We start from the raw sequence: 23721 nt of genomic DNA on the forward strand, positions 1-23721 counted from the left end.
TGAATTTTTCAATTTTCAAATCTTCCAATTTTTCAATCTGGAATCTCCTCTTCTTTGACTGAATCGGCCCAGTTGAATCGATCTTGGGGACTGAATTTCCAAGGAGAGAAACTGGTCTCCATATTTTGGAACATGGCATTCCATTGTGCTGGAGTGCCGGATTCTTCCATCGCTACATAGCGGCGCATTTGTAGGATGATGGATAATGGATCGATATTGACCGGGCAGGCTTCCACGCAGGCGTTGCAGGAAGTACAAGCGTTTAATTCCTCTTTTGAAATGTAATCGCCAAGGAGAGATTTTCCATCTTCCAGACCTGGCCCGCCGGAGTCTATGCTTTTTCCAACTTCTTCTGCACGGTCACGAACATCCATCATGATTTTTCGTGGTGAAAGTTTTTTGCCTGTCAGGTTAGCCGGACACTCGGAAGTACATCGGCCGCACTCAGTACAGGAGTAGGCATTCAGAATATTGACCCAAGAAAGATCATTGATGTCTTTGGTGCCGAATCTTCCGATTTCAGCAGGAGGATCGGCAGGAGCATCAGTTGGAATTCCCAGCATCATATTGACCTCATTCGTGACCTCCGGCATATTCGGCATCTCTCCTTTTGGCTTCAAATTAGAATACCAGGTATTTGGGAAAGCCAGGAAAATATGAAGGTGCTTGGAATAAGTCACATATACTGCAAAAGCTAAAATACCAGCAATATGAAACCACCAAGTAAATCGCTCTGTAAACACCAGCGCTCCATCACTCATTCCCTCAAATAGAGGTTGAAGCAGACTGCTGAAGAAAAGGGTGCCAAGGGCAATGTAATGCTCATCTCCTCGAGCTGCCAAGATTTGATCCGTGGCATTCATGGTGAGAATAGCCATCATCAAAATGATCTCAATAACTAGAATCAAGTTGGCGTCGAGGGCTGGCCAGCCTTTCATCTCAGGCTTAGTGAAACGGGGAACTTTGGTAATATTTCTTCGAATCAGAAATATGACGCAGGAGAAAAGTACCGCCACGGCGAGGAATTCAAAAATATTGATTGCTGCTGTATAAACTGAACCTAGAATTGGTGCAAACAATCGGTGGGTTCCTAAAATCCCATCCAAAATAAATTCCAATACTTCCAAATTGATCACCACAAAGCCGACATAAATCAACAAGTGGAGGAAAGCCGGAATGAAGCGCTTAAACATTTTTTGTTGGCCAAAAGCCACCAAGAGCATGGTTTTCCAACGGACTTCAGGCTGATCGTTTCGGGTTTCTTCCTTACCCAAGAGTATGTTTCTTTTCAGAAAACGCACTCGTTTGGTTAAAATGAAAGCAGCTACCGCTAAAATGATCAAAAATGCTACTTGAGGTAAAAAGCTCATTTTGATGCAATTAATAAATTGTGAATACTCTTTTTAATTTTTTTTTATCTGAATGATTTGTATCAAAATCACAAATACCTACCTTTGCATCACTTTAAGAAAAGGTGATGTAGCTCAGTTGGTAGAGCATCGGACTGAAAATCCGTGAGTCGGTGGTTCGAGTCCACTCATCACCACCAGCCCCGAAGCAATTCGGGGCTTTTTTTATGCCCTCTCGCGTCAGAATCGTGATAGTTGATGCCCAATCAATCATGGATGCAAAGTAAGAAATAGTCTGCATGCATACTATTTTTTATTTCTAATTTAAAATGAATCTAAAATCAGCCTTACTAGTAAATTCTAAACTCCAATCAGAGCTGAGTGTTAGCGGGGCCTAGCTTAATCTTGGGTTTTTTGAAAAATATTTTGTGAAAAGTGTAACATTTGAAAAAGACCCGCATCACCTACACAAATGAATTCATTTTTCGAAGGAAATATTTGGCCTTTGCGAGGGAAGCTATTCCGGATGGCTTATCTCTGGGTGAAAGACCGGGCATTGGCTGAAGATATTCTTCAAAATGTGTTCGAAAAGTCCTTTCGGAAAGAAGATGAACTGCAGCAGCATCCAAATTTGACAGGATGGCTCATCAAAAGCTTGAAAAATGAGGCTTTGATGCACTTTCGGAAAACTGGAAAGATTGTATCGTTGGATGAAAATGGAGAGGCTAGGCTTATGGATCCGGAACCTGAGCGAAGTGAAACCAAAATTCCCAGGATTCTTCAGCTAGTTAATCGCCTGCCCGAAAAGCAAAGACAGATCTTTCAACTTCGAGAAATGGAAGGGCTAACCTATGAAGAGGTGGCAGAATATCTTGAAATCCCGATGGAGCAAGTGAAAGTCAATCTTCACCGGGCCCGAAAAAAGCTGCGAGAGGAATTTGCCAAACAAGAAACCAAGTCATGAACAAGCGAATTGAAGAATTACTCGAAAAATACTGGAACGCAGATTCCACCTTGGAGGAGGAAGCTGAGTTGCGAGATCTGATTGCTCAAGCCGATGGGTATGAGTCAGAAAAAGAATGGTTTCTTTCCATCCAGAATTTTGCTTCGGAGGAGCCTGAAAGACTTAAAATTCCAAGGGGAAAAAAGAAAGCTGGTTTTTCATGGCTTGGCTGGGCTGCCTCTGTTTTGATTTTGATGGGCTCCTATGCAGGCTGGCAAGCCTATGAGCGTCAGCAGCAGGAAGAAGCTTATCGGGAAGTAGCAGCTGCTTTATCTCTAATCCAAGATAAGTTTTCCGAAGGGCAAAGCCAATTAGAAAAAATGAATGAATTGCGATACCTCAATACGACCAATTCTCTATTCGAAAACCAAGAAAAATAAGAACATGAAAAAGATAGTATTAATCCCAGTATTTGTTCTGATGGCGGTATTTCAAGTGCTCGCCCAGGATGATGCGATTCAGCGTTTCTTTTCCAATTACATGGAAGATGACCGCTTCAGTAGGGTGTACATTTCACCCAAAATGATGCAAATGGCCGGAGGTTTCCTGAAGAATAATGCTGAAGAAGCTGATTCTCAGGAACTGGGAGCTTTAATCCAAAAAATCAAAGGCATCCGAATTCTTTCTTCTGATGAAGTAGATGGAATGAAAATGTACAATGAAGCCTATGGTTCTCTGACTAAGCAGAAATATGAAGAATTGATGGATGTTCAGGATAAGGATTCCAGCATCAAGTTTTTGGTTCGGGAAGAAAATGGACTCGTCAAGGAGCTGCTAATGCTTGCAGGTGATAAGGGAGAATTCACCTTGCTCTCTATGCTAGGGAATTTCACCTATGAAGATCTGAATATGCTTGCAGAAAAGACCAATATCCCCGGAATGGAGGAATATGGTAAAGGAAATATGCCACAATAAACTAAACCACTATTATTTATTAAACTACTTATTATTATGAAAAAGCTGTTTTTTGCAATCGCCTTTCTGGGAATCATATTTTCCGCACAGGCACAAAGTAAATCTGTTAAAGCCCTTTATGAAAAATACAGAGGCGAGGAGGACTTCTTCCATATGGAGTTGGGAGGTAACTTCCTGAATTTCGCCGAAGGTTTTAAAATTGACATTGATGAAGATGATATGGCTACCGTAGCCAAATCTATCGAGAAGCTCAATTTTTTTACGCTTCCTGACAATGCTGATCGAAGCGGAGCGGAATTCAAAGCACTAAAAAAAGGTTTGGAAAAGGAACGCTATGAGTTAATGATGGAAATGGCCGATGAAGGGGAGATTGTCGTCTATTCCAAGGGAGGGAAAACTATTTCAGACTTGGTGGTCTTGGTAGGAGGAGATGAAGGAGACCTGATGGTCGTCGAACTCAAAGGCTCCTTTGCTCAGGAGCTCGTAGCCGAAGCCATGAAGCAGGGCAGGAATTAGAAGAGTTTCAAAAAGAAAAAATTAAGCTATCAGTGAAAGCTGGTAGCTTTTTTTGTTCTATTCTCCCTGCGTCTTTCCGTTTTTCTTTCTTTTCTAAAAGCAGGATTTTGTAAGAAAATCTACCCTTTTAGATCTTGAGTTGAGTTTTTTTATAAAGATTTTAATTTTTTTTTCTCCGATACAATCGATTGCGAAAAACTATTTTTATTAATTGATGTAATGACATGATTTTGTATTTTAAAAATTTACAAAATTAAATTTCAAAAAAGCTAGATTTTTCAGATTATTTGGGTTTCCGCTATCGATTGCGGGAATTGATTATATTATTTTTAATTAAATAGCTTAATCATTATTGAATTCATAAAAAATCCATAAAAATTTTGAAACATTTTCATTTTTAGTGCCGTTTGCTACCTTTGTAATGTCATTTGAAGACAAACCCATCAGACCCGATGGACCCTGTAGCCCAAAATACCACCTCGAATGGATTCGCCATTCCGGGTTACACATTAAAAAAGAACCTATTAAACCAATTATTAGTATGAAAAAATTATTGTCTATGCTTTTTGTTGCCGGGATGGCAACAGGAGCCTTTGCCACAGGAGCAGAGAAATCTGTAGAGATTATTCACTCTGATGCTGCCAAAGTAACAGTTGCAATGACTGAAGCGCCAAGCAGCACCGTGATTGTTAAAATTTTGGATGAGGAAAACCGTTTGGTTTTAAGAGATCGGATTAACAAGTCGGAAGCTTTTGCAAAACGCTATGATTTGAATGCACTTCCAAAAGGAACTTATTCAGTAGAAGTGTTGGATAATTCTGGTGTATTGCGAACTACAACTTTTCAAAACTTTGTAGATGAAAAACCATCCGTTTACTCTCGAGTATCTTTATTGGAAAACAACAAGTATCGACTTCTAGTAAGCAACTTGAGTGCGAAGGCGTTTACAGTTTCTATTTACGATGGTGATAAGTTGATCCACAGTGAGAAGGTAGCGGATGCTCAAGGTCTACACAAGATCTACAACATCGAAAAACCATCAGCTTCTATCAGTTTTCGAGTGACTACAGAAGGGGGATTTGACAAGTATCTTTCTGCCCTTTAAGAAAAAGTGAACCAACTAGCTATTAAAAACCCCGCTCTGGGTCTGAGGCGGGGTTATTTTTTTGTCTAAAATCAATGAAATCGCAAGACTGTCTCCGCTACTCTCTTCCCCAAGTCTTCGCCTTTTTTCAGAAAAATAGGATCCAATTCTTCCTGCAAATCAAAAGGCTCCTCTCCGGTGATGGCCGAGGCACCAAAAGCAGATTCTACCGTATCTCCACCAACCAAAATCATCCCATGAATCAGCATGCTATGCATCAAATTCAGCATCACAAGCTCTTCTCCGATAGACATGCCGCCTCCCGTACTGAACACCGCGCCAATTTTATCTTTCAGGGGTCTTTCCTCAAAAGGCCAGGAATTGATAAACTCCTGCACTGCCGGAGCAATATTGGCATTGTAAACGGGGGAGCCGAGGATGATTGCTGAAGCGGCGAGTAAGTCATCCTGTTGGACTTGATCTATCAGTAAAAGCTTAACATCTACCTCTTCTACAGATAGCGCGCCTTCTCCTATGGCTTTCGCCATTTGCTCGGTATTTCCGGACTGGGAGTAATAGGTAATTAAAATCAAAGGCTTTTCCTGAGCGAAAAGAAAATGAGAGAAGGAAAAAAGAAAGAGAATTAGGTTGAGTTTTCGCATGAGTTGGAAAGAAATTGATTATTAAGCTAAAAAAGAGGCAGCCTTAAATGCTAATCATTGTCAGACTGAGCGAAGGCGAAGTCTTACTACAGCGGATTCTGCTGCATTTCGACTCCGCTCAATGTGACAAATGAATATAGGCAGCCTCTTGATAATCTATTTAAGCGAAAAGCTTATTTACTCCAACTTGCCTTTCCTCCTTTGGCAGAATCGACGGTGATACTGTAGTTGGAAGCAGAAGATACAATCCATCTCACTTTCACCGCACTCATTCCAGGGATATTGTCAACGGCGATTCGTTCTGGTCGAAGTTTCTGCTCTTGATAGCTCTTGAAGTCTTCATTTTCTACTACAAAACCTGCCACAACTTTAGCCCCGGAAATGGACACATAGTCCGGACGCTCGATATTGTACTTCAAATCCTGCGAGGAGTGTGTTGGCATCATTCGCTCATTGAAGATGGTAGCCGTGATCGCTTTCAGTCCACCGCCCAAGTCTTCCTCTTTTACATCCATCACGGATAGCTTCGGCGTGTGGTAGGCATGGTAAATCGTAAAGGCTGAATTTCTGTGCGCATCTTGTTCCATCAAGAAACCCGGGTGGGCACGTCCAAAGGTCTTTTTAAAACCTCCAATCTCAATCTCTCCATATTGCGGATGCTCGTAGCTCTCCCAGTCCACAAAAGCATCTCCGAAGGTCAGCAATTGATCTACCTTGAGTTGTTCTTCCTGATTGCCTCTACCGGCATTTTGATGGAAGTAGAGATAAGAAATCATCAACTCATTGGAATAGGTGAAAATCCCACGATTCCCATAAAACCAATCCAATTCTCCTCCAAATACCGAATACAGATCCTTGTAAACAGTGAGGTAACGATATCCAGGCATCATTTCTTCGCCTTTTTTGGCAATGGCGTCGTAGATTCGGATATCCTCGCGGTTGTAGGTATTCACATCCTCTTCAGCACCTGGTCCACGAAGGATCATTCCTCCATAGTTGTGGTAACTCTGAGCCCCAGCGATATTGGGGTGCTTCATCACAAACTCCATCACTGAGCGATTTTCTGGAAGGGTAAAAGGATAGCGAAGCGCTCCTCGCTGAATGTAATCCGGCTGCCAGTTCCAGCCCCAATCTCGGTTAGGATCGTAGTAGCCGACATCGTCATCATTGATACGTCCGTCCCCATCAAGATCGGTTCCTTCTTGACCGAGTATTTCATAGTCTCCCACTTGATCAGGCCCTACCGGTACCAAGCGACGAGGATCCAGCGGGTCTTTAATGTATCGTCCCGTTGGGCTTTTTCGGATCATTTGGGTAATGTGACCATCTCCATTTAGGTCGTCCATTTCATCTTCACCAGCTAATCCATCTCCGTCATTATCCAATACCATAACACCAGATCGAGGTGTATTTTGGGTATTTGGCTTCAAAAAGAAGTCATTTCGAGCGTCTGGATTGATTGTAGGAGTGATATAAAAAGTTTTATCCCGGAGCAATTCCTGGATAAATTCCGTATCCCCATGCATCTCGGTCAGATACCAGGCTGTATACAAAGCAAATTCAGCCCCCTGAATTTCATTAGAGTGAATATTGCCATCGATCCACATGGCCGGTTTGTCTGTATCTTTTCCTGCGGAAAAATCAGTAATCGTCAAGGTCATGATATCCCGACCTTCATACGATTTACCGATTGATTGGATTTTTGCTAAATCAGGATGAGCCTTGGCGATTTTTTGCATGACATCGACCAATCCTTCATAAGTATAGTAGCGATTCCATGCTACTTCTACCTTAGGCATGTGTGGAGAGCCAACTGCTTTGAAGAACTTCTCCTGCGCATTCACGTCCACGCTTGCCAATCCGGCTGCGCTCAAAGCCAGGGCAAGGAAATATTTTTTGATTTTCATAGTCTTCATGGCTTTAGAGTTTGAACGTTGCATTGATAAATCCTGCATGAGCTGCACCGGCTTTCAGGGTTACATCCCCTTTTCCGCGGATGATCCAGCTCAAACTCACTTTCTCATAAGCTCCAATGGAGTCGATCAATTGGATTTTTTCACCTGAAATCAGGCGATCTTCCCCAGCATTCAGATCCACTCGGATTTTTCGTAGCCAACGGGAACGTTCACCCATTTCGGAATGAGTAGGAAGTGGTGCGTTGTTGAAAAGGTCCAAAGAAACGCGTGTCAACCCATTTCCGATAGATTCAATTTTTAGGTTTTGAACCTCCAAATTCGGCTGCATCTCAGCTAGCTTGAGAATGAAGTCCGTATGCTCATCAGCGATTTCGCCTACTTTTTCATAAGGAGGATTAGCCATCACAAATGGTTTAATTCCTCCAACCTCTACTTTTTTACCTGGGAAATCAGGGTGGGATATCTCTGTCCAGGGAACAAAGACATCATTCCATCCCAAAGAATCTGCCCAGGCCAAATAGTTGGCTTCAGCATTGGACTTACCTTTGAATTCGGGCACCCAATAGCCCGGTGTACTGTAACTTAATCGGGCAAAATGGAAGTAGGCCCACTGGAAGAAATCTCCATCAGTGCCTTGGTTGTTTTGCTGAAAAGCCTTTTGAGAAACTGTGCTTTTGTAAAGGTCGGAAACCATGGCATTGATGGCTTCGTCTTTCTGCAAAATGGAAGTAACTACCCGCTTTCTGGCATTCTGCGCATTGTACTTCAAAGGAGAGGAGAGGTTGTTAGCAGGAGAGAAAGTCACAAAAGCGAAGATGTTCCACTGATCAAAAAGGTAATCCAAAAGCGCTCGGCTTTCGGGTTGGGATACTGCAATATCTCCAGCCAAAGGTTCGAAAACAGGGAATTTGTAGGTCAGGGATTTATTGAAAGCGATACCTTCCTTCAAGTCTTCGGCGAAGTTGCCATCCTGATCATCATCCTTGCTTTCCTTGAATACCAGATAGCTTCCTGCTTCTCCTTTGCTTCGATCAGCTTTTACCAAAACTCGCTCGTCTTCCTTGGAAACAACATAATCTCCCATTGGGTCTTCTACTCGCATCCAGGTGATATACCCATCACCGTTCAGGTCGCTGTATCCATTGTCGCCTGGAGTTCCGTCCCGGTCATGATCCACAGATGCCCCATTTCCACGGCGCTCATATTTCAAGCTTGCATGGTACTGCGCATAAGCATCCGGAGACATATTTGGAAAGATGTAAAAAGTGGTCTTTTCCAAGACATCCGAATGTTCATTGATTAGCTTCTCAGCAAATTGAGTAGCCAATTCAACACTAAGTACGTGGAATCCTTCGACACCCCCGACTACTGCTATCGCAGGTTTTTCGTCTTGGTTACCGGATCCAATTTTAAGAGCCCAAATGGGATTGCCTCCTGGAGTTTGGGCAAGTCTTTCAAGGCTAGCATTTGAGCTGGCCCCAATTTTTTGAAGTCGCTGTTCTAGTTGGGAAAGTGTTGGGTAATCATTCTGGGCCATGGAAGCACCAGAAATCAAAACACTTCCAGCCAACAAGCAGCCGAAAAAGAATTTTTTCATAAGGTTTGGATTAGTTTTTCGCTAGATAAATAGTCCATATCAATGTCTAATTTTATCAAAATATCTCCACTTCCCCACCTAGACTTATTTTTCCCTCCTAAAAAAAGCGTGAATGGGAGCTAATTTGGATGAGTGGAATCCTAACATCAAAAAGATTCATGAATAAAAATCATTCTAAATAGTCTCAAAAAAGAAGCGTTGGATGATTATCGAAAATGGATTTTCACTAACTTAAGGAAAAGGGATTGGTTTGTGGAACAAAATTTAAGGTCATCAAACTTTACACTTCCATATTAAATAGCAGGACGTACATCACCCTAGTGATTTCGGTAATTGTTACTTTCCTTTCCATTCACTTCAACTTGGTGTATAACCTGGATCTGACGCTGCTCAGTATAGCTATTATTTTTCCTTTGGTTTTTAATATTCGTGGAGCTTTCCGCAGGAGAGAAAAAGCCCTTGAGCATCTCAGTAAGTACCGGTCTGCCATGGTAACTATAAATTTTTACTTGCAGACCAGTACTGATTTGTCCGAAGAGGAAAAGCAGAAAACAGAAGACATTCTTTCTCGAATAAGCGATCAAGCCGTCAGCCACCTGAAGAACAATGAAGAAAATGTGGAATCGGTAGATCGGGCTATACATGATTTCCATACGCATATTTCAGAATTGGAGGATTTTATCCCAAGAAGAATCAAAGACAGGATTTTTAGATATATGAATGATATGCAGGAGGGATTTGAGAATGTTTTCGCAATAAATATTCATCGAACTCCAAGAGCCTTAAAGGCATATTGCTTGGTTTTTATTTACATTTTTCCTTTCATTTATTCTCCAACAGTAAATTACAATATTGGGGTAGCCCACAGCGATCTGGTCATCTATTTCATAGTAGTGGTTACAGAATTTATCCTTATTGCCCTTTATAATATTCAGGATCAAATGGAATATCCCTTTGATGATATTGGAGTGGATGATATTAAACTAGAGAATTTCCAATTACATCGAAGAGTGTATCCTTTTTTAAAAAAGTGATTTACTTAATCTCTTCTAAAAATCAATCTTTCCGAAACGACACCCAGTAATCATTAACTTTAAAGAGTTAATACTTCCAATAAAGCTTTTAATGAAGCGAAATTGGAGGAGTGGAATCCAAAGATTTATGTTGGAGCAAAGGAGAAATTTTTATTATTTGAAAAAAATCCCTGTTTTCCATGTATAAAAAAATCGCTCTGGCCATCGCTTTTTCTCCGAGAATTGAGGCCTTGATTGCAGAAGTCAAACGCCTCGTTATTCTTTTTGATACGGAATTATTGCTGATTCACGTGGGAACCAAAACTCCTGAATTGGAAGCAAAGCTAGATGAAATGCTAGCTCGGCATGGTTGTGACAAGCTCCGAATCAAGGTAGTTTGGAAGGAGGGGAAGCCAGTGAAAATGATTGTCAAGGCATGTGAAGAGGAAAATGTGGATTTGTTAGTAGCCGGTGCCTTGAAGCATGAGGGGCTTTTCAAATATTACATGGGAACAGTGGGCCGGAAAATTATTCGAAAGGCACCTTGTTCTGTTTTGACGCTGATTGAGCCTCGAGTGGAAACTTCCGAATTTTCCCGTGTGGTAATCAACGGAACCCAATTGGAAATCACTCCTTATGTGATTGAGAAAGGGTTGGAGTTTTCCAAAATTGTGAAGGCAGATATGGTCTCCATCTTGAATGAGATAAAGCTGTACGGCTTGCAAATGGGTACAGCAAGTGAGGACTCGGAGGAGGAGATTGCACAGACACGACGACAATTGGTTCAAAATGAAATCGATTATGTCCAAAAAATCCTAGATACCCTCGATCCAGGCAAATTGAAAATAAACATCAAAGTAACCGGAGGAAAATGGGCGGTGGAACTAGCTCGATTCTGTGAAAAAACGGATGCTAACCTTCTGGTAGTGGGGGATACCCGAAAATTAAATTTCTTTGACAGACTCTTTCCTCATGATTTGGAAGAGCTTCTCAGTACTTTGCCTTGTAATCTTTTAATCGTTAAAAAATAAACCTCCATGGAAACGTTAAACCATAAGGAGGTTATTAATCTCCTCATACAGCTTGCTGCTATGCTCATCATAGCAAGGGTTTTTGCAGAGTTGGCTAGGAAAATCAAACAGCCTGCCGTGGTAGGTGAAATCCTAGCAGGGATTGTCTTAGGACCCACCATTTTGGGAACAGTCATGCCTGAATTCCATACCTATCTCTTTGGAGGAGGAGGGAATACGAATATCGCGCTCGATGGCTTTGTGCAGATTTCTGTGGTTTTGCTTCTTTTCATTGCAGGACTGGAAGTAGAGCTGCAAATTGTATGGAATCAAGGGAAAAATGCGCTTAAAATCGCAGTCGCTTCCATGGTGTTGCCAATTATTGCCGGCTTTGTGGTGGCCTATGCTTTCCCGGAATTTTTGGGAGTAAATATCAATGACCGAATGGTCGCTTCCACCTTTTTTGGGCTGGCAATCAGTATCACAGCCTTGGCGGTGGTTGCCCGGGTTTTAATGGATTTGAACCTATTTAAAACTCCTACAGGCCTCTTAATCATCGCTGCAGCTATGATTGTTGATGTCTTGGGATGGATTGTTTTCTCGGTGATTTTATCTCTTTCTGAAACTAGTAGTGGAGGTTTGGGAGTTTGGCCTACGATAGGCTTGACCTTGCTTTTCACTTTGGTAATGTTGACAGTAGGAAAGGGTTTGATCAACAGGACTTTGCCTTGGGTAAATAAAAAGCTAGCCTGGCCGGGAGGTTTACTTTCTCTGTCTTTGGCGCTTTGTTTCTTGGCAGCTTCTTTTACTGAATTCATTGGAATCCATGCCATTTTCGGTGCATTTATCATTGGCGTGGCATTGGGTGATTCGGAATATTTGACTGAGAAAGCCAAGGAGATTCTACACCAATTCATTAACAATATCTTTGCCCCAATCTTCTTCGTTTCGATCGGTTTAAAGGTCAATTTTATTGAAAGTTTTGACCTAGGAGTGACAGGTGTAGTAGTGATTGTCGGTTTGTTGACCAAGTATTATGGAGCTTACTTGGGGGGAAGATTTGCAGGCGTTGGAAGGAAACAGTCGGTCATCGCAGGCTTTGGGTTGAGCACAAGAGGCAGTATGGATATTATTTTGGGTTTGATTGCTTTGGAGTACGGACTCGTATCTGATTCCCTATTTATTGGCTTGGTGATTTTAGCTTTGATTTCCAGTATTGCTTCCGGTCCATTGATGCGGTGGGCGGGGAATTTTAAGTTTTAAAAGCTTTTCTCAATCCTTCATCAATTTGTTCAATTGGGTAGAATTAACTTTCAGGTGTAATTTTGGGTTGTAAAAATTCACCCACTTAGCAAACGATATGGCAAAGGCTCAAAAAATTGGCGTTTTACTCGTCAATTTGGGAACACCTGACAGCACTCAAACTTCGGATGTCCGCAAATACCTTCGCGAATTTTTAATGGATGGACGTGTGATTGACTTCCCGTTTATCCCGCGATGGATGTTGGTCAATTTGATTATAGCGCCTTTCCGATCTCCAAAGTCGGCCAAGGAATACCGAAAACTTTGGACCGATAGAGGTTCACCTTTGCTTTTCCATACAGAAGATCTTCGCGATAAATTGGTTCAAAAGCTTGATCCAGATAAGTTTTTGGTGAAGATTGCCATGCGCTATCAGAATCCAAGTATCGAAAAAGGGCTTGCTGAATTGATGGCCGAAAAGGTGAAGAAGATCATTGTGGTTCCGCTTTTTCCACAATATGCTTCGGCGACAAATGGGTCCGTAATTGACAAGGTGATGGAGATTGTCAGAGGATGGCAAATCATCCCTGAAATTTCTTTCATCAGTAATTTTGTCGAGCACCCACTATTCTTACAAGCCTGGGAAGAATTGGGAAAAGAAATGATGGAAAAGGGGGAATACGAACATTTTGTCTTTTCCTATCATGGTCTTCCGGAGCGACAAATCCGAAAAGGATCGGTCGAAAATTATTGCCAACTCGGCGCTTGTTGCAATAAATACGGCGCCAAAAATCAATTCTGCTACCGAGCTCAATGCTTCCAAACCACTCGTCTAGTTGCTCAGCGTCTTGGTCTTCCTGAAGAAAAGGTTACAACTTGTTTCCAATCCCGCTTGGGAAATGATCCCTGGGTAAAGCCATATACAGAGGATGTAATTAAGGAATTGGCAGGAAAAGGTATCAAAAAGGTGTTAGTGTTTTCACCTGCTTTTGTGGCAGATTGCCTTGAAACAACTGTGGAGGTAGGAGAAGAGTACAAGGAAGAATTTGAAGAGTTGGGAGGAGAGCAATGGGATTTGGTTCCGAGCTTAAATTCTTCGGACACTTGGGTAGAATGCATCAAGGACTTGGTGGAAAGCCGCGCTTAATAAGTAGCATCAATTTTCTAGTCTTACCTAGAATTCCCGAATTTTCTCGAAATTCGTAGCTGTTTTAAACCCATCACTTTGTCAAAAGCATCGAGTCGGGCTTTTCTGATTCTCGGGATTGTCCTCATATCCATTAACCTCCGAACATCAATTGCCTCTGTTGGCCCTTTGATTCCATTTATCCGGGAGGATTTGGGGATTTCTAATGGTTTGGCTGGTTCATTGACTACGCTTACCCTATTTACTTTTGCCATATTTTCGCTCTTTTCACCGGGAATCGGTAAGCGAATAGGAAATGGGCGATCCATTTTTTTAGGAATATCAATCCTTGCAATAGGTGTGATTTTGCGGGTTTTAGGGGGAGTGGAATTGCTGTTTTTCGGTACGGCTCTTACAGGAATAGGAATCGTGATAGCCAATGTCTTGATGATTCCTTTTTTCAAGTCACATCTTCCTGAAAAGTTAGGGTTATTGACCGCAATTCTTTCTACTGGGATGTCCCTATTTGCGGCTATCGCTTCAGGAGTTAGTGTTCCTTTGGCTGTGGATTTAGGCTGGGGATGGAGAGGTTCGCTTGCTTCTTGGGTGGTTTTGATGGTAATTGCCCTAGCCGTTTGGTTTCCTCAGGCCAAAGCTAAACCATCCCCAAAATCTGGGATTGAAATAGCCGGTAAAAATGTATGGAAGTCAAAATTGGCTTGGCAGGTCACTCTCTTCATGGGAGCCCAATCCGTGATGTATTTCACGATGGTGACCTGGTTACCGGATATGCTTATATCCAAAGGCATGACACCTGTGCGTGCAGGTTTAGCTCTTTCTTACATGCAGCTGATTTCTTTGATTGGGACTTTTTTCGCACCGGGCCTGTTGATGAAATTACGTCAGCAGCAAGGAGTAATTCTGGGTGTTTCAATTGGATACTTGCTAGGGTATAGTCTCCTTTTTTGGAATGAGACATGGATTATTTTTACTTCGATGACCATTATAGGTATAGGTTCAGGAGCAAGTTTGAGTATAGCTTACACCTTAATTTCCTTGCGAACCATCGAGGATCAGACTACATCTAGGCTTTCGGGTATGGTCCAATCTGCAGGATATATTTTGGCAGCCTTAGGTCCTTTGCTTTTTGGAGTTTCCTTGGATTTGGTTGGGAATTGGGATTTTTTGAATTGGTTTTTGTTGGCTATGACCATTCAGTTTTTGATTTTCGGTTGGGGAGCCGGTAAGGATCAAAAAATCTGATTTACTTTTTGACTCTAAGCTGGATTTATTCGGCTAATTTTGCGCTCAAATTCTATCGCTATGCAAGAGTTTTTCACAGAAATGGGTTTTTCCGAACAGGTATTTACCTATTTCATCATGCCAGCACTCATCTTTATTGCCCGAGTTGGGGATGTGTCCATCAATACCCTACGGATCATGTTTATGATGAATGGGAAAAAGAATATAGCTCCCATTTTGGGCTTTTTTGAAGCCTTAATTTGGTTGCTAGCAATCGGGCAGATTTTTCAGAATATCAATAACCCGATATCCTATATCGCCTATGCGGCTGGTTTTGGGATGGGAACTTATGTGGGAATGCGTTTTGATGAAAAATTAGCCTTGGGACGCGTTTTGGTTCGTGTTATTACACCCAAGCCCCTACCTGAATTGGTAGAATACATGAAGGAACAAGATTACCGATTTACCAGTGTAGGTGCTGAGGGAAGATATGGAAAAGTAAATTTGCTCTTTACGGTCATGAAGCGAGATACGCTACAAACTTTTATTGATAAGGTTAAGTCAATTGATGAAAAAGCCTTCTACACCATTGAAAGCGTCAAGAGGATTTCAGAAGATGATTTGAATGTGATGGAGGATCGTCCACGATTCAAAAATTGGTTGGGTAGAAGAGCTAGAATTTAATGGGGAATTCCTGGTTTCAGTTTCAGCAGTTTCGAATCGAGCAGGATCGCTGCGGGATGAAGGTGTCTACGGATGCTGTCCTATTGGGATCTTTGGCGAATCATTCAAATCCAAAAACCATTTTGGATATTGGAACTGGGACAGGTGTAATAGCTCTGATGCTAGCTCAGCGCTATAAGAATGCACAAATCATAGCAGTTGAGTTAGATCATGATGCAGCTGATCAAGCTCTTGGAAATTTTGCTTCAAGTCCATTTTCGGAAAGGTTGAAATTACTGGAAGGAAAGATTCAGGATTTTCATTCGGAAAAGCTTTTTGATTTGATCGTAAGTAATCCCCCTTATTTTACTGATCATTTACTTCCTCAGAATCAGCAAAGGCTAAGGGCCTTGCATACAGATGATTTATCATTTCCGGAGTTATGTGAAGCAGTGAATTGCCTTTTAGACAAAGAAGGAGAATTTTGGGTGATATTACCTGTTTCTGAAATGGAAAAGCTAATTCACTTTTTTGAACCTCTTAAAATCTATCCTTTTAAATCAATTTTGATTCAAGACCGACCTAGTAAAAACCCTCATCGAAAAATATGTGGATTTAAACGTGAAATTCAGGATCTAAAAGAAGAATACATTAGCATTAAAGATGAAATTGGTGATTTTTCTGAGTCTTATCGAAAGCTGATTTCTGGATTCCTTTTAGGTTACTGAGGAAATCTTTGTCTTTTTTCTTAAAAAAGAATAGAAGATTTGGGATAAGCCGTTGCAGGGGGAAGCGATTTCTATAATTTTGAGTTTTTAAAAACTACCACACATGTTGAAATTAAGGTCTTTAGGCATTCTTTTAATGCTCTTTTGGATAGCTTCATGCACAGAAGAGAATTTGGGGGTGACGTTTGTGACCACGGAGGAAGTGCTTTTTGCGAGTGGAGATCAAGTTCGGCTCCTAGGTCGGGTGATTAGTGACCAAGATGTTCAGGTTCAAGATCATGGATTTTATTTGGCAGAAGATGAAGCTTTTTCAAGCCCTCAAATCATTTCTTTAGGGGAGAAAAGTGGCCCTGGAAGATTCATCGGGGAAGTTTCCGGCTTGAAGGTTGGCACTATTTATTTTGCAAAGTCCTTCATGGAACTTAGCGGTGAAATGATCTTTGGCAATTCCTTGGAACTGTCTACTTTGGAACCAGCTGTAAAATCATTTTCTCCAGAGTTTGCAGCTGTTGGTGAAGAGTTGATTATAGAAGGTAGGAACTTTGGAGAAGACACTAGAGTCTTTTTTGGTGATCAAGAAGCTCAAGTTCTGGAAAATACCTTGCAAAGTAAACTGTTAGTGCGAGTTCCTAATCCTGGAGATGAAGCTCAAGTACCTATTCGGGTGCAAGTACAAGACAGGGAGGTAAGTTCTCCAACATTATTTGAATATCAAATAGGGACTTATGAGCTAATAAGTACCTATCCTCAAGAAATAAAGCTGTATGATAATGTATTTTTTCAGAATGGGCCAAATGAATTTTATATAGGCTTAGGTTCGGAAAGGAGGTTGTCTTTTATCAATGGTTTTCAAAAGTTTGATGCAGCCTCTTCATCTTGGGAGTCCGTTCAATTTCCTGGGTCCAGTCGTTCTTTTGCATTTTTTACCGATCGATATATTGGAGGGGGCTTGTCTCAGCTAGGATCCAATCCTTTTGTTTTTGATCCTACTTTCTGGAAATTTGAATCAGGCCAATTTATACAAAAGCCGGATTTACCTTTTTTAACTCGTGATGCTTTGGCTTTTGAATTTGAAGAGGATTTGTATGTCTTAGGCAGCAATGCTAACTCGATGCCATTTTTCTCGAAGTTTAATTCTTCTACGGAAAGCTGGGAAGTTTTACCAAATTCACCTGTTTCATTTGGACGTAATGATGTATCCTTCACGTATCAAAACAAGGCTTATTTGTTAAGTACATCCGATGCATCGATTTGGACTTTTGATTTCAGTCTTCAGACTTGGGAAGAAATTGCATCTTTTCCTGGCAATTTAGGGAATGGGCGAGGGATGGCTCGAATAATTGGTAACAAAGCATATATCGGTCTTTTTGAAAGGACAAATGAGTTGTGGGAGTTGGATTTGGATACTTTTACTTGGACTCGAAAAAATCCTATGCCTGGGCTCCCACAAAGTGTTTTGGTAGGGCATTTTGTAAGTGGCCCTAATATATATATCATACGAGTACCGGACATTACACTTGCAGGTCAGTATCCAATGGATTTGTATCGTTTTGATCCTAATGGGATTTAATATGGATAGTATGAAAAAACTGCTTTTTACCTTTTTAGCATTCATTATCCTACAGGGTTTGTCTGCTCAGGATCAGCCGAAGCGAACGGTCATCGGTCGGGATATTGGTCAGCTAAAAAATATCCGGATTACTGGTCGAATCATTGATGAAATCACCGGTGAAGCGCTAATTGGTGCTACCGTTAGTATACCCGAGATTGATCAGACAAAAATTACTGATAATAATGGCGAGTTTGATTTTATTTTGGATCGAGCTGAATACACCCTAGAATTCAGATATGTGGGCTATGAAAGCATTACTTATCCGATCGTGGCGGTAGGAGATGGAAGGATTTCCATGCGGATGATTCAAGAAGATTTTGAATTAGAGGATGTAGTCATATTTGGACGAGATCCGGAGAAAAATATCCGTTCCACTGATATGGGAGCCATTACCATGAGTATGAATACCATTCGAGAACTTCCTCCATTTTTGGGTGAAGTGGATATCATTCGGTCTATGGCTACACTTCCCGGTGTATCGCAAGTTGGGGAGGCTGCCGCAGGATTAAATGTTCGTGGAGGCGGTGCGGATCAAAACCTGATTCAATTTGCAGGTGCTCCAATTTATAATCCAACTCACCTTTTTGGTCTATTTACCTCTTTCAATGCAGATATTGTAAATGATGTAACTCTTTACAAATCTGTGATTCCGCCAAAATTTGGAGGGAGAGGCTCTTCGATTTTGGATATTTTGCCTAAAGCAGGAAGTATTGATAACTGGGGTGGGGATTTGATGTTGAGTAATTATTCTGGAAAAATCGGAATAAACGGACCTTTGGTAAAGGATAAAGTTTCTATTCGAGGCGGATTCCGAGGTTCTTACATTAATTGGTTTTTGAATTCGCTCAGCAATCCAGACCTCAAGAATTCCCAGGCGAATTTTTACGATGGTAACTTGGTAATATCTGCTCCAATTTCAGAAGAGCAGGAATTTACCTATAGCTACTATACCTCCTATGATGATTTTGCGTTCGCTTCGGATACCACGATTTCTTGGAAAAACAACTCTCATTCTTTGTCTTGGAAAGGACGCTTTGGAGAGAAAGTAGGTGTGCAGGCTTTGGGTTATTTGACCCAATACGACTATAGTATATTCAATCGCTCAGGGATCAATGATTTTGATCTCAATTCAGGAATTGTGGACTATGGAGCGAAGGTTTTTGCGACCTATTCTTTATCCCCGACCAATATCATTACTATCGGGGGTGATTTCAAGGATTTGACATTACAGCCGGGAGAATTAGTCCCTAGCAATCAGCAAGAATCCGGGATTTTACCTCAAAAGGTACAGGATGAATATGGAAGGGAAATGGGAGCGCATTTCCAACATGAATTTGAAGTTGGGGAAAAATTCGGAATGTCATATGGAGTTCGATATGATCTCTTTCAATATTTCGGTCCTAGAACGGTTCGACAATACGCTGAAAATCAACCTATTTCAGATGGTAGTGCCATTGGTGAAACTACCTACGGAGACGGAGAAAAAATAATTTCCTACGATGGATTTGGGCCAAGAGCTTCCATTCGTTACTCCCTTTCAAAATACAGTTCAATCAAGGCGGGATACAATAAAATGTATCAGTTTATCCATCTGATTTCTAACACTGCTACCATCGCGCCTACAGATATTTGGAAGCTTAGTGATGAGTTTTTGAAACCTCAGATTGTGGATCAGTATTCCCTTGGATTCTACAATAATTTCAAAGGAAATATCTTCGAAACATCCATTGAGGTCTATTACAAAGACATTCAAAATGTAGTGGAATACAAGGATGGAGCGAATCTGATTCTCCAAAATCATGTGGAAACAGAGTTGGTTCCAGCACAAGGTAGAGCTTATGGGGTTGAATTGTATGTGAAAAAGAATCTGGGCCGTTTGACCGGTTGGGTTTCTTATACTTATTCCCGAAGCCTCCGCCAGGTAATTACTGCCTTTGAAGAGGAGATTATTAATGATGGAGATTGGTTTGCCTCAAATTTTGACAAACCTCATGATGTGACGTTGATTGGAAATTATAAGGTCAGCACCAATACCTCCATTTCAGCAACCTTTGGTTACAGTACTGGTAGACCGGTTACTTTTCCTGAGGTGAAATTTGATTATTCTGGAAATAACCTAGCCTATTTCAATCGAAGAAATGAACAGCGATTACCGGATTTCCACCGCTTAGATCTCGCTGTCAATTTCAAGTTGAAAGGTCAAGGTCGATTCTTTGAGGATGGAGATTGGACCTTTTCTGTATTGAATGTTTATGGTCGAAAAAATCCTTTTTCACTCTTTTTTGTAGATGAAGCTGGTGCGCCGCCACAAGCCCTTCGTTTGGCTGTTCTCGGAGTGCCACTTCCTAGTTTGAGTTATTCAATCAAGTTCTGATGCCTAACATGTTCAAAAGACTTATATATATTCTGCTTTTGTTGCCAATGGCCTGCATTAATCCTTACGAAGTAGGATTAGATACAGGTGAGCAGTTATTGACTGTAGAGGCTGTCTTAACATCTGTTCCTGGAAGACAGGAGGTTAGGTTGACTCGAAGTGATACTTACGGGTCCGTTTTTGAAGGCTTGATTAGACCTGTTCGTGGAGCTACGGTTGTTGTTCGTGACGATTTAGGAGATGTTGTCTTCTTAGAGGAGAACCCTGAAGATAGGGGAAGTTATTTGACTCCTCCTGATTTTGCGACTAGTCCCGGTCGATCCTATACTCTCCAAATTCAGACTCCAGAAGGCAAAGTATATTCCTCTTTTCCTGAGAAAGTTCAAACAGTTCCAGAGATCAATTCCGTTTCGATCGAGACTTTGACGATTCCTGTAGAGGGAGAAGAAAATGTTCGATCAGGTGTTCAATTGGTAGTAGATGTTCAGGATCCCATTGATGAAGATAATTTTTATCTATGGAAAAACGGCCCCTCAGTCTATATTTTAGAAACCAGGCCTGACATTTTTACACCTCGTCCATCTGATATAAATCCCAGTCGGGATCCGCAACCAAAGGATTGTTGTATTGCTTGTTTTCGATCTGAGCAGGTGAATAACAGTGGAATATACATCGCCAATGATGATAATTTCAATGGGCTGAATACCCGTTTAGTAGCTGGGTTCGTGGAAGATGATGGCTTGCGCTTTGTGAATACTTATCGTATAGATTTACGACAAATCAGTATTTCCCAAGAAGCCTATCGATTCCTTCGATTGGTGAAGCAACAAACTGAAATCAGTGGATCTGTTTTCGATCCCCCACCTGCTAATATTCGAAGCAACATGATCAATCTTGAAGATCCTGATGAGGTAGTATTAGGGTACTTTATAGCAGGAGCTGAAACAACAAGAAGGATTTATATAGATAAATCCCAACTTACTTTTGCTCAACCGCGGAGCATTATCCCAGATGATTGCCGTGAGGTAGAAGGTGCTCAATTGGATCCTCCTGCGGACTGGAATCCTTAATTTTCTAAGACCTTTTCGTCGAAATGAATTCCATAGTCTGCCAACCGGTCCAATATCGGCAGGTAGATTTCAGGGATAATTGGAAGATGAAGTCCTGAAAGTTGAATTTCTCCCTCCAGAAATAAATCTACTGCGATTGCCAAAGGAAGCCCGACTGTCTTTGCCATGGCAGTGTGGTCTGAGTTTTCCCCTTTTACGACCAAGCTGGATATTAATTTTCGGGTAGAGTTATTTTCCTTGATTTCAAATTGATGCTGCATGACGATCATATCCCGATCATCTGCTTTTAAGGTCCATTCTTTCTCCAATATGGCCTGTAAAATTTGAGCAGGTGAACCTTGATAAATCGGAAGCGGATCATGGGAAAACAATCCCAGCCACTGTATTTTTTCGAAAGTTGGGAAATCCATATCCGGGATGTAGCTGCTCAATTTTTCTTCCACTGATCGCTCGGGATCAAAAGGTAAAAAGCTATTTAAGAAATCCCGCTTGGTGCTAGTTGATGGTGGGTTCAATTCGATGCTGTCATCGGTAAGACCAAGCTCAATAAGCACATCCCATGCTTTGGTGAACCCTGTTCTTCGAAGTGTCCCACGAAGCATGGTTGGAATATTTTCTAGGCCATAAAGCTTTCTGTAGGCCAAAGAATCTCGATTGGGATAGCCTTCAAAATCACCTAATTCATCAAAGCTTACTTTTACTGCTCGTTTAAAAAGTTGATGATAGGGGATGTATTTAAGCTTCGATTGCTCGATATAGCGAGACATACCTTGACCTGCCAAAACCACATTTCGAGGATTCCAGGTAAACTTATATTTCCAGGGATTGTCTTCACATTCTGGAGAAAGCAGCCCGCCCGCGAAGGATTTGAAAGAAAGGATTTCGCCCTGATTCGCTTTCACTTGGTCAATTATTTTTTTGGCAGACATGTGATCTATCCCGGGGTCCAAACCGCATTCATTTAGAAAAAAGAGGCCCTTTTCACGAATTTGGGCTTCCATTTGTCGCATTTCTTTGCTCTCGTAAGAGGCTGAGAAGAAATGTTTTCCATGTTCCAGACAATCAACCGCTACTTGCGGATGCATCCTTGCTGGAAGCATACTTATTACCACATCTGCTTCTTTGATTAATTGTCGACGGGCATTTTCATCTCCAATGTCTAAGGCCTTTGCTTCGGTATTTGCCTTTCCTTTCAGCTTTCTTTTTGCCAATTCAACATCCAAATCCGCAAGGACGACATGACGATTTTTGGATGATGCTTGGTCTGCGAGGTAATCAATCAAAAAAGTGGAGGATTTTCCGCCTCCTAGAATTAAAATTCGATTCATAGTGAAAGGGTTTGGGTTCTTAAAATTGAAGAATAAAAGCCGGAGGAAAAAAGTCTTTGAAGGGAAATTGAAAAACATTTACACAGGTTTTTCGTCTTATTTTTCCCATATTCAATTTACATGACTAAAACATCTACACATCAAGAATTTGAAGTTCTTGATTATCAGTATTTAAGTGCTGCTGAGCAAAACTTAGTCCTTGCTGCCCAAAAAATCAGCGAAAAAGCCTATGCTCCCTATTCTAATTTTCAGGTGGGAGCAGCCGTATTGTTAGAGGATGGATCGGTCCTACAAAGCAGTAATCAGGAAAATGTGAGTTTCCCGGCAGGCGTCTGTGCAGAACACCTGGTGTTAAGCTATGCAGGCGCAAATTTTCCCGAATCAGCTCCGATTTGTTTGGCTTTGGTTGCGAAGAAGAAAGATGAGAATCAGTGGGCTTTCGTATCACCCTGTGGGATTTGTAGACAGGTAATCAATGAAGTGGAAAACCGCTTCCATAAACCTTTGAAACTGATCATTTTACGGCCTGATGGTCGGGTTTATTCTATTCCTGGAATTGCAAAACTTTTACCTTTGAAGTTTGACGACTTGAATTCCAAATGATCCGAAGCACTCATCCATTTTCTTTTGAAGCGAGTTATTTCTTGTCTCATGAACCGGATTCGACTCCTCAAGACCTTTGGATCGTTTTTCACGGATATGGGCAGCTAGCGGAGTTTTTCCTTCGGAAATTCATGCCCTTGGCTAATTCTCAAAGGCTATTCTTGGCTCCAGAAGGGACGAATTATTTTTATCTCCATGACTTTAAAGGCCGGGTTGGAGCTAATTGGATGACTCGCTATGAAAGGGAATTGGCGATTACTAATAACCATCGCTATCTGGGTAGTTTGGTGGGAAAGTACCTTCAAAAGTTTGAGTCAAAGCCTAGAATTCATGTTCTCGGGTTTTCACAAGGTGCAGCGACTGCCACCCGGTGGGCAAGTCAGTGGGAGGAAAAGATTTCAACTTTAGTCCTTTGGGCTGGTGGATTTGCGGAAGATATGGTGCTGGAAGTAGCTCGCGAAAAATTCGAACGCACCCGGATATCAATGGTTTTGGGAACTGAGGATGATATCATTACTCCAGAAAGTTTGGATCGCCAAAAAGAGCTTATCAAGAAATTGGGGAATCCCGTTGAGCGACTGGAATTTAAGGGAGGTCATGAGTTGAAATTTGACCTTTTGAGAAAAATTGTAGAGAATGCATAAAGCAATTGTTTTTTGGCTTTTGAT

General features: G+C 41.4%; 22 protein-coding genes and 1 tRNA gene. 18 read left to right on the top strand and 5 right to left on the bottom strand.

What is annotated here, in order from left to right:
- Nucleotides 1–32: 32 nt before the first annotated feature.
- Complete coding sequence (locus NY014_RS13345) at nucleotides 33–1370, bottom strand: 4Fe-4S dicluster domain-containing protein (protein ID WP_259415083.1); 1338 nt, start codon at nucleotides 1368–1370, stop codon at nucleotides 33–35.
- A gap of 103 nt (nucleotides 1371–1473) precedes the next feature.
- On the opposite strand from NY014_RS13345, the gene NY014_RS13350 reads away from it, so the two are divergent.
- The 6 genes from NY014_RS13350 (at nucleotide 1474) to NY014_RS13375 (ending at nucleotide 4888) form a co-directional block, all read left to right on the top strand.
- A tRNA-Phe gene (locus NY014_RS13350) sits at nucleotides 1474–1549 on the top strand.
- Nucleotides 1550–1821: 272 nt separating this feature from the next.
- The gene (locus NY014_RS13355; protein ID WP_259415084.1) at nucleotides 1822–2313 is read left to right on the top strand and encodes a GFO_1088 family ECF-type sigma factor; all 492 of its coding nucleotides are present in this window, start codon (nucleotides 1822–1824) and stop codon (nucleotides 2311–2313) included.
- Nucleotides 2310–2732 carry a PG0215 family putative anti-sigma factor gene (locus NY014_RS13360; RefSeq protein WP_259415085.1) on the top strand — a complete coding sequence of 141 codons (423 nt, stop codon included), beginning with the start codon at nucleotides 2310–2312 and terminating at the stop codon, nucleotides 2730–2732. Before NY014_RS13355 ends, NY014_RS13360 begins: the two co-directional genes overlap by 4 nt.
- A gap of 4 nt (nucleotides 2733–2736) precedes the next feature.
- Nucleotides 2737–3267, top strand: a complete 531-nt coding sequence (locus tag NY014_RS13365) for a DUF4252 domain-containing protein (protein ID WP_259415086.1) — start codon at nucleotides 2737–2739, stop codon at nucleotides 3265–3267.
- A gap of 36 nt (nucleotides 3268–3303) precedes the next feature.
- Nucleotides 3304–3783: a DUF4252 domain-containing protein gene (locus tag NY014_RS13370; protein ID WP_259415087.1), complete on the top strand. Its 480-nt coding sequence runs from the start codon at nucleotides 3304–3306 to the stop codon at nucleotides 3781–3783.
- A gap of 541 nt (nucleotides 3784–4324) precedes the next feature.
- Nucleotides 4325–4888: a T9SS type A sorting domain-containing protein gene (locus NY014_RS13375; protein WP_259415088.1), complete on the top strand. Its 564-nt coding sequence runs from the start codon at nucleotides 4325–4327 to the stop codon at nucleotides 4886–4888.
- A 71-nt stretch (nucleotides 4889–4959) separates the two neighbouring features.
- Here the strand turns inward: NY014_RS13375 and NY014_RS13380 are convergent, their stop codons facing one another.
- The 3 genes from NY014_RS13380 to NY014_RS13390 form a co-directional block, all read right to left on the bottom strand.
- Entirely contained in the window at nucleotides 4960–5529 is a 570-nt protein-coding gene (locus tag NY014_RS13380; protein ID WP_259415089.1) for a flavodoxin family protein, read from the bottom strand.
- 173 nt (nucleotides 5530–5702) lie between these two features.
- Complete coding sequence (locus NY014_RS13385; protein WP_259415521.1) at nucleotides 5703–7436, bottom strand: M14 family metallopeptidase; 1734 nt, start codon at nucleotides 7434–7436, stop codon at nucleotides 5703–5705.
- A 13-nt stretch (nucleotides 7437–7449) separates the two neighbouring features.
- Complete coding sequence (locus NY014_RS13390; protein ID WP_259415090.1) at nucleotides 7450–9042, bottom strand: M14 family metallopeptidase; 1593 nt, start codon at nucleotides 9040–9042, stop codon at nucleotides 7450–7452.
- Between the two features lie 320 nt (nucleotides 9043–9362).
- Here NY014_RS13390 and NY014_RS13395 point away from each other — a divergent pair, with 320 nt between their 5' ends.
- The 10 genes from NY014_RS13395 (at nucleotide 9363) to NY014_RS13440 (ending at nucleotide 21122) form a co-directional block, all read left to right on the top strand.
- The gene (locus NY014_RS13395) at nucleotides 9363–10076 is read left to right on the top strand and encodes a hypothetical protein (protein WP_259415091.1); all 714 of its coding nucleotides are present in this window, start codon (nucleotides 9363–9365) and stop codon (nucleotides 10074–10076) included.
- 179 nt (nucleotides 10077–10255) lie between these two features.
- Nucleotides 10256–11086, top strand: coding sequence for a universal stress protein (locus NY014_RS13400; protein ID WP_259415092.1), 831 nt, complete (start codon nucleotides 10256–10258; stop codon nucleotides 11084–11086).
- Between the two features lie 6 nt (nucleotides 11087–11092).
- A complete protein-coding gene (locus tag NY014_RS13405; RefSeq protein ID WP_259415093.1) occupies nucleotides 11093–12328 on the top strand; it encodes a cation:proton antiporter in 1236 nt (411 codons plus the stop codon).
- Between the two features lie 97 nt (nucleotides 12329–12425).
- Nucleotides 12426–13454, top strand: a complete 1029-nt coding sequence (hemH, locus tag NY014_RS13410; protein ID WP_259415094.1) for a ferrochelatase — start codon at nucleotides 12426–12428, stop codon at nucleotides 13452–13454.
- 78 nt (nucleotides 13455–13532) lie between these two features.
- Complete coding sequence (locus NY014_RS13415; RefSeq protein WP_259415095.1) at nucleotides 13533–14696, top strand: CynX/NimT family MFS transporter; 1164 nt, start codon at nucleotides 13533–13535, stop codon at nucleotides 14694–14696.
- Nucleotides 14697–14756: 60 nt separating this feature from the next.
- On the top strand, nucleotides 14757–15359 hold the full coding sequence (locus tag NY014_RS13420) for a DUF2179 domain-containing protein (protein WP_259415096.1): 603 nt from the start codon (nucleotides 14757–14759) through the stop codon (nucleotides 15357–15359).
- Nucleotides 15359–16066, top strand: coding sequence for a tRNA1(Val) (adenine(37)-N6)-methyltransferase (locus tag NY014_RS13425; protein ID WP_259415097.1), 708 nt, complete (start codon nucleotides 15359–15361; stop codon nucleotides 16064–16066). The genes NY014_RS13420 and NY014_RS13425 overlap by 1 nt, the downstream gene beginning before the upstream one ends.
- A 103-nt stretch (nucleotides 16067–16169) precedes the next feature.
- Nucleotides 16170–17636: an IPT/TIG domain-containing protein gene (locus NY014_RS13430; protein WP_259415098.1), complete on the top strand. Its 1467-nt coding sequence runs from the start codon at nucleotides 16170–16172 to the stop codon at nucleotides 17634–17636.
- Between the two features lie 10 nt (nucleotides 17637–17646).
- A complete protein-coding gene (locus NY014_RS13435; RefSeq protein WP_259415099.1) occupies nucleotides 17647–20052 on the top strand; it encodes a TonB-dependent receptor in 2406 nt (801 codons plus the stop codon).
- Nucleotides 20052–21122, top strand: a complete 1071-nt coding sequence (locus NY014_RS13440) for a DUF4249 domain-containing protein (protein ID WP_259415100.1) — start codon at nucleotides 20052–20054, stop codon at nucleotides 21120–21122. The genes NY014_RS13435 and NY014_RS13440 overlap by 1 nt, the downstream gene beginning before the upstream one ends.
- Here the strand turns inward: NY014_RS13440 and NY014_RS13445 are convergent.
- Nucleotides 21119–22450, bottom strand: coding sequence for a saccharopine dehydrogenase C-terminal domain-containing protein (locus NY014_RS13445; protein WP_259415101.1), 1332 nt, complete (start codon nucleotides 22448–22450; stop codon nucleotides 21119–21121). The two genes, NY014_RS13440 and NY014_RS13445, sit on opposite strands and share 4 nt — an antisense overlap.
- Before the next feature lie 120 nt (nucleotides 22451–22570).
- On the opposite strand from NY014_RS13445, the gene NY014_RS13450 reads away from it, so the two are divergent.
- Both NY014_RS13450 and NY014_RS13455 read left to right on the top strand, forming a co-directional pair.
- Entirely contained in the window at nucleotides 22571–23053 is a 483-nt protein-coding gene (locus NY014_RS13450) for a cytidine deaminase (RefSeq protein WP_259415102.1), read from the top strand.
- The gene (locus tag NY014_RS13455) at nucleotides 23050–23697 is read left to right on the top strand and encodes an alpha/beta hydrolase (RefSeq protein WP_259415103.1); all 648 of its coding nucleotides are present in this window, start codon (nucleotides 23050–23052) and stop codon (nucleotides 23695–23697) included. The genes NY014_RS13450 and NY014_RS13455 overlap by 4 nt, the downstream gene beginning before the upstream one ends.
- The last annotated feature ends 24 nt before the right edge of the window (nucleotides 23698–23721 follow it).

The sequence above is a fragment of the Algoriphagus limi genome (assembly GCF_024919275.1).
Lineage (GTDB): Bacteria > Bacteroidota > Bacteroidia > Cytophagales > Cyclobacteriaceae > Algoriphagus > Algoriphagus limi.

Bases quoted from the DNA above. Each gene is read 5' to 3' on its own strand.
- NY014_RS13345 (WP_259415083.1), bottom strand. From the start codon at position 1,370: ATGAGCTTTTTACCTCAAGTAGCATTTTTGATCATTTTAGCGGTAGCT.
- NY014_RS13355 (WP_259415084.1), top strand. From the start codon at position 1,822: ATGAATTCATTTTTCGAAGGAAATATTTGGCCTTTGCGAGGGAAGCTA.
- NY014_RS13360 (WP_259415085.1), top strand. From the start codon at position 2,310: ATGAACAAGCGAATTGAAGAATTACTCGAAAAATACTGGAACGCAGAT.
- NY014_RS13365 (WP_259415086.1), top strand. From the start codon at position 2,737: ATGAAAAAGATAGTATTAATCCCAGTATTTGTTCTGATGGCGGTATTT.
- NY014_RS13370 (WP_259415087.1), top strand. From the start codon at position 3,304: ATGAAAAAGCTGTTTTTTGCAATCGCCTTTCTGGGAATCATATTTTCC.
- NY014_RS13375 (WP_259415088.1), top strand. From the start codon at position 4,325: ATGAAAAAATTATTGTCTATGCTTTTTGTTGCCGGGATGGCAACAGGA.
- NY014_RS13380 (WP_259415089.1), bottom strand. From the start codon at position 5,529: ATGCGAAAACTCAACCTAATTCTCTTTCTTTTTTCCTTCTCTCATTTT.
- NY014_RS13385 (WP_259415521.1), bottom strand. From the start codon at position 7,436: ATGAAAATCAAAAAATATTTCCTTGCCCTGGCTTTGAGCGCAGCCGGA.
- NY014_RS13390 (WP_259415090.1), bottom strand. From the start codon at position 9,042: ATGAAAAAATTCTTTTTCGGCTGCTTGTTGGCTGGAAGTGTTTTGATT.
- NY014_RS13400 (WP_259415092.1), top strand. From the start codon at position 10,256: ATGTATAAAAAAATCGCTCTGGCCATCGCTTTTTCTCCGAGAATTGAG.
- NY014_RS13405 (WP_259415093.1), top strand. From the start codon at position 11,093: ATGGAAACGTTAAACCATAAGGAGGTTATTAATCTCCTCATACAGCTT.
- hemH (WP_259415094.1), top strand. From the start codon at position 12,426: ATGGCAAAGGCTCAAAAAATTGGCGTTTTACTCGTCAATTTGGGAACA.
- NY014_RS13420 (WP_259415096.1), top strand. From the start codon at position 14,757: ATGCAAGAGTTTTTCACAGAAATGGGTTTTTCCGAACAGGTATTTACC.
- NY014_RS13425 (WP_259415097.1), top strand. From the start codon at position 15,359: ATGGGGAATTCCTGGTTTCAGTTTCAGCAGTTTCGAATCGAGCAGGAT.
- NY014_RS13430 (WP_259415098.1), top strand. From the start codon at position 16,170: ATGTTGAAATTAAGGTCTTTAGGCATTCTTTTAATGCTCTTTTGGATA.
- NY014_RS13435 (WP_259415099.1), top strand. From the start codon at position 17,647: ATGAAAAAACTGCTTTTTACCTTTTTAGCATTCATTATCCTACAGGGT.
- NY014_RS13440 (WP_259415100.1), top strand. From the start codon at position 20,052: ATGCCTAACATGTTCAAAAGACTTATATATATTCTGCTTTTGTTGCCA.
- NY014_RS13445 (WP_259415101.1), bottom strand. From the start codon at position 22,450: ATGAATCGAATTTTAATTCTAGGAGGCGGAAAATCCTCCACTTTTTTG.
- NY014_RS13450 (WP_259415102.1), top strand. From the start codon at position 22,571: ATGACTAAAACATCTACACATCAAGAATTTGAAGTTCTTGATTATCAG.
- NY014_RS13455 (WP_259415103.1), top strand. From the start codon at position 23,050: ATGATCCGAAGCACTCATCCATTTTCTTTTGAAGCGAGTTATTTCTTG.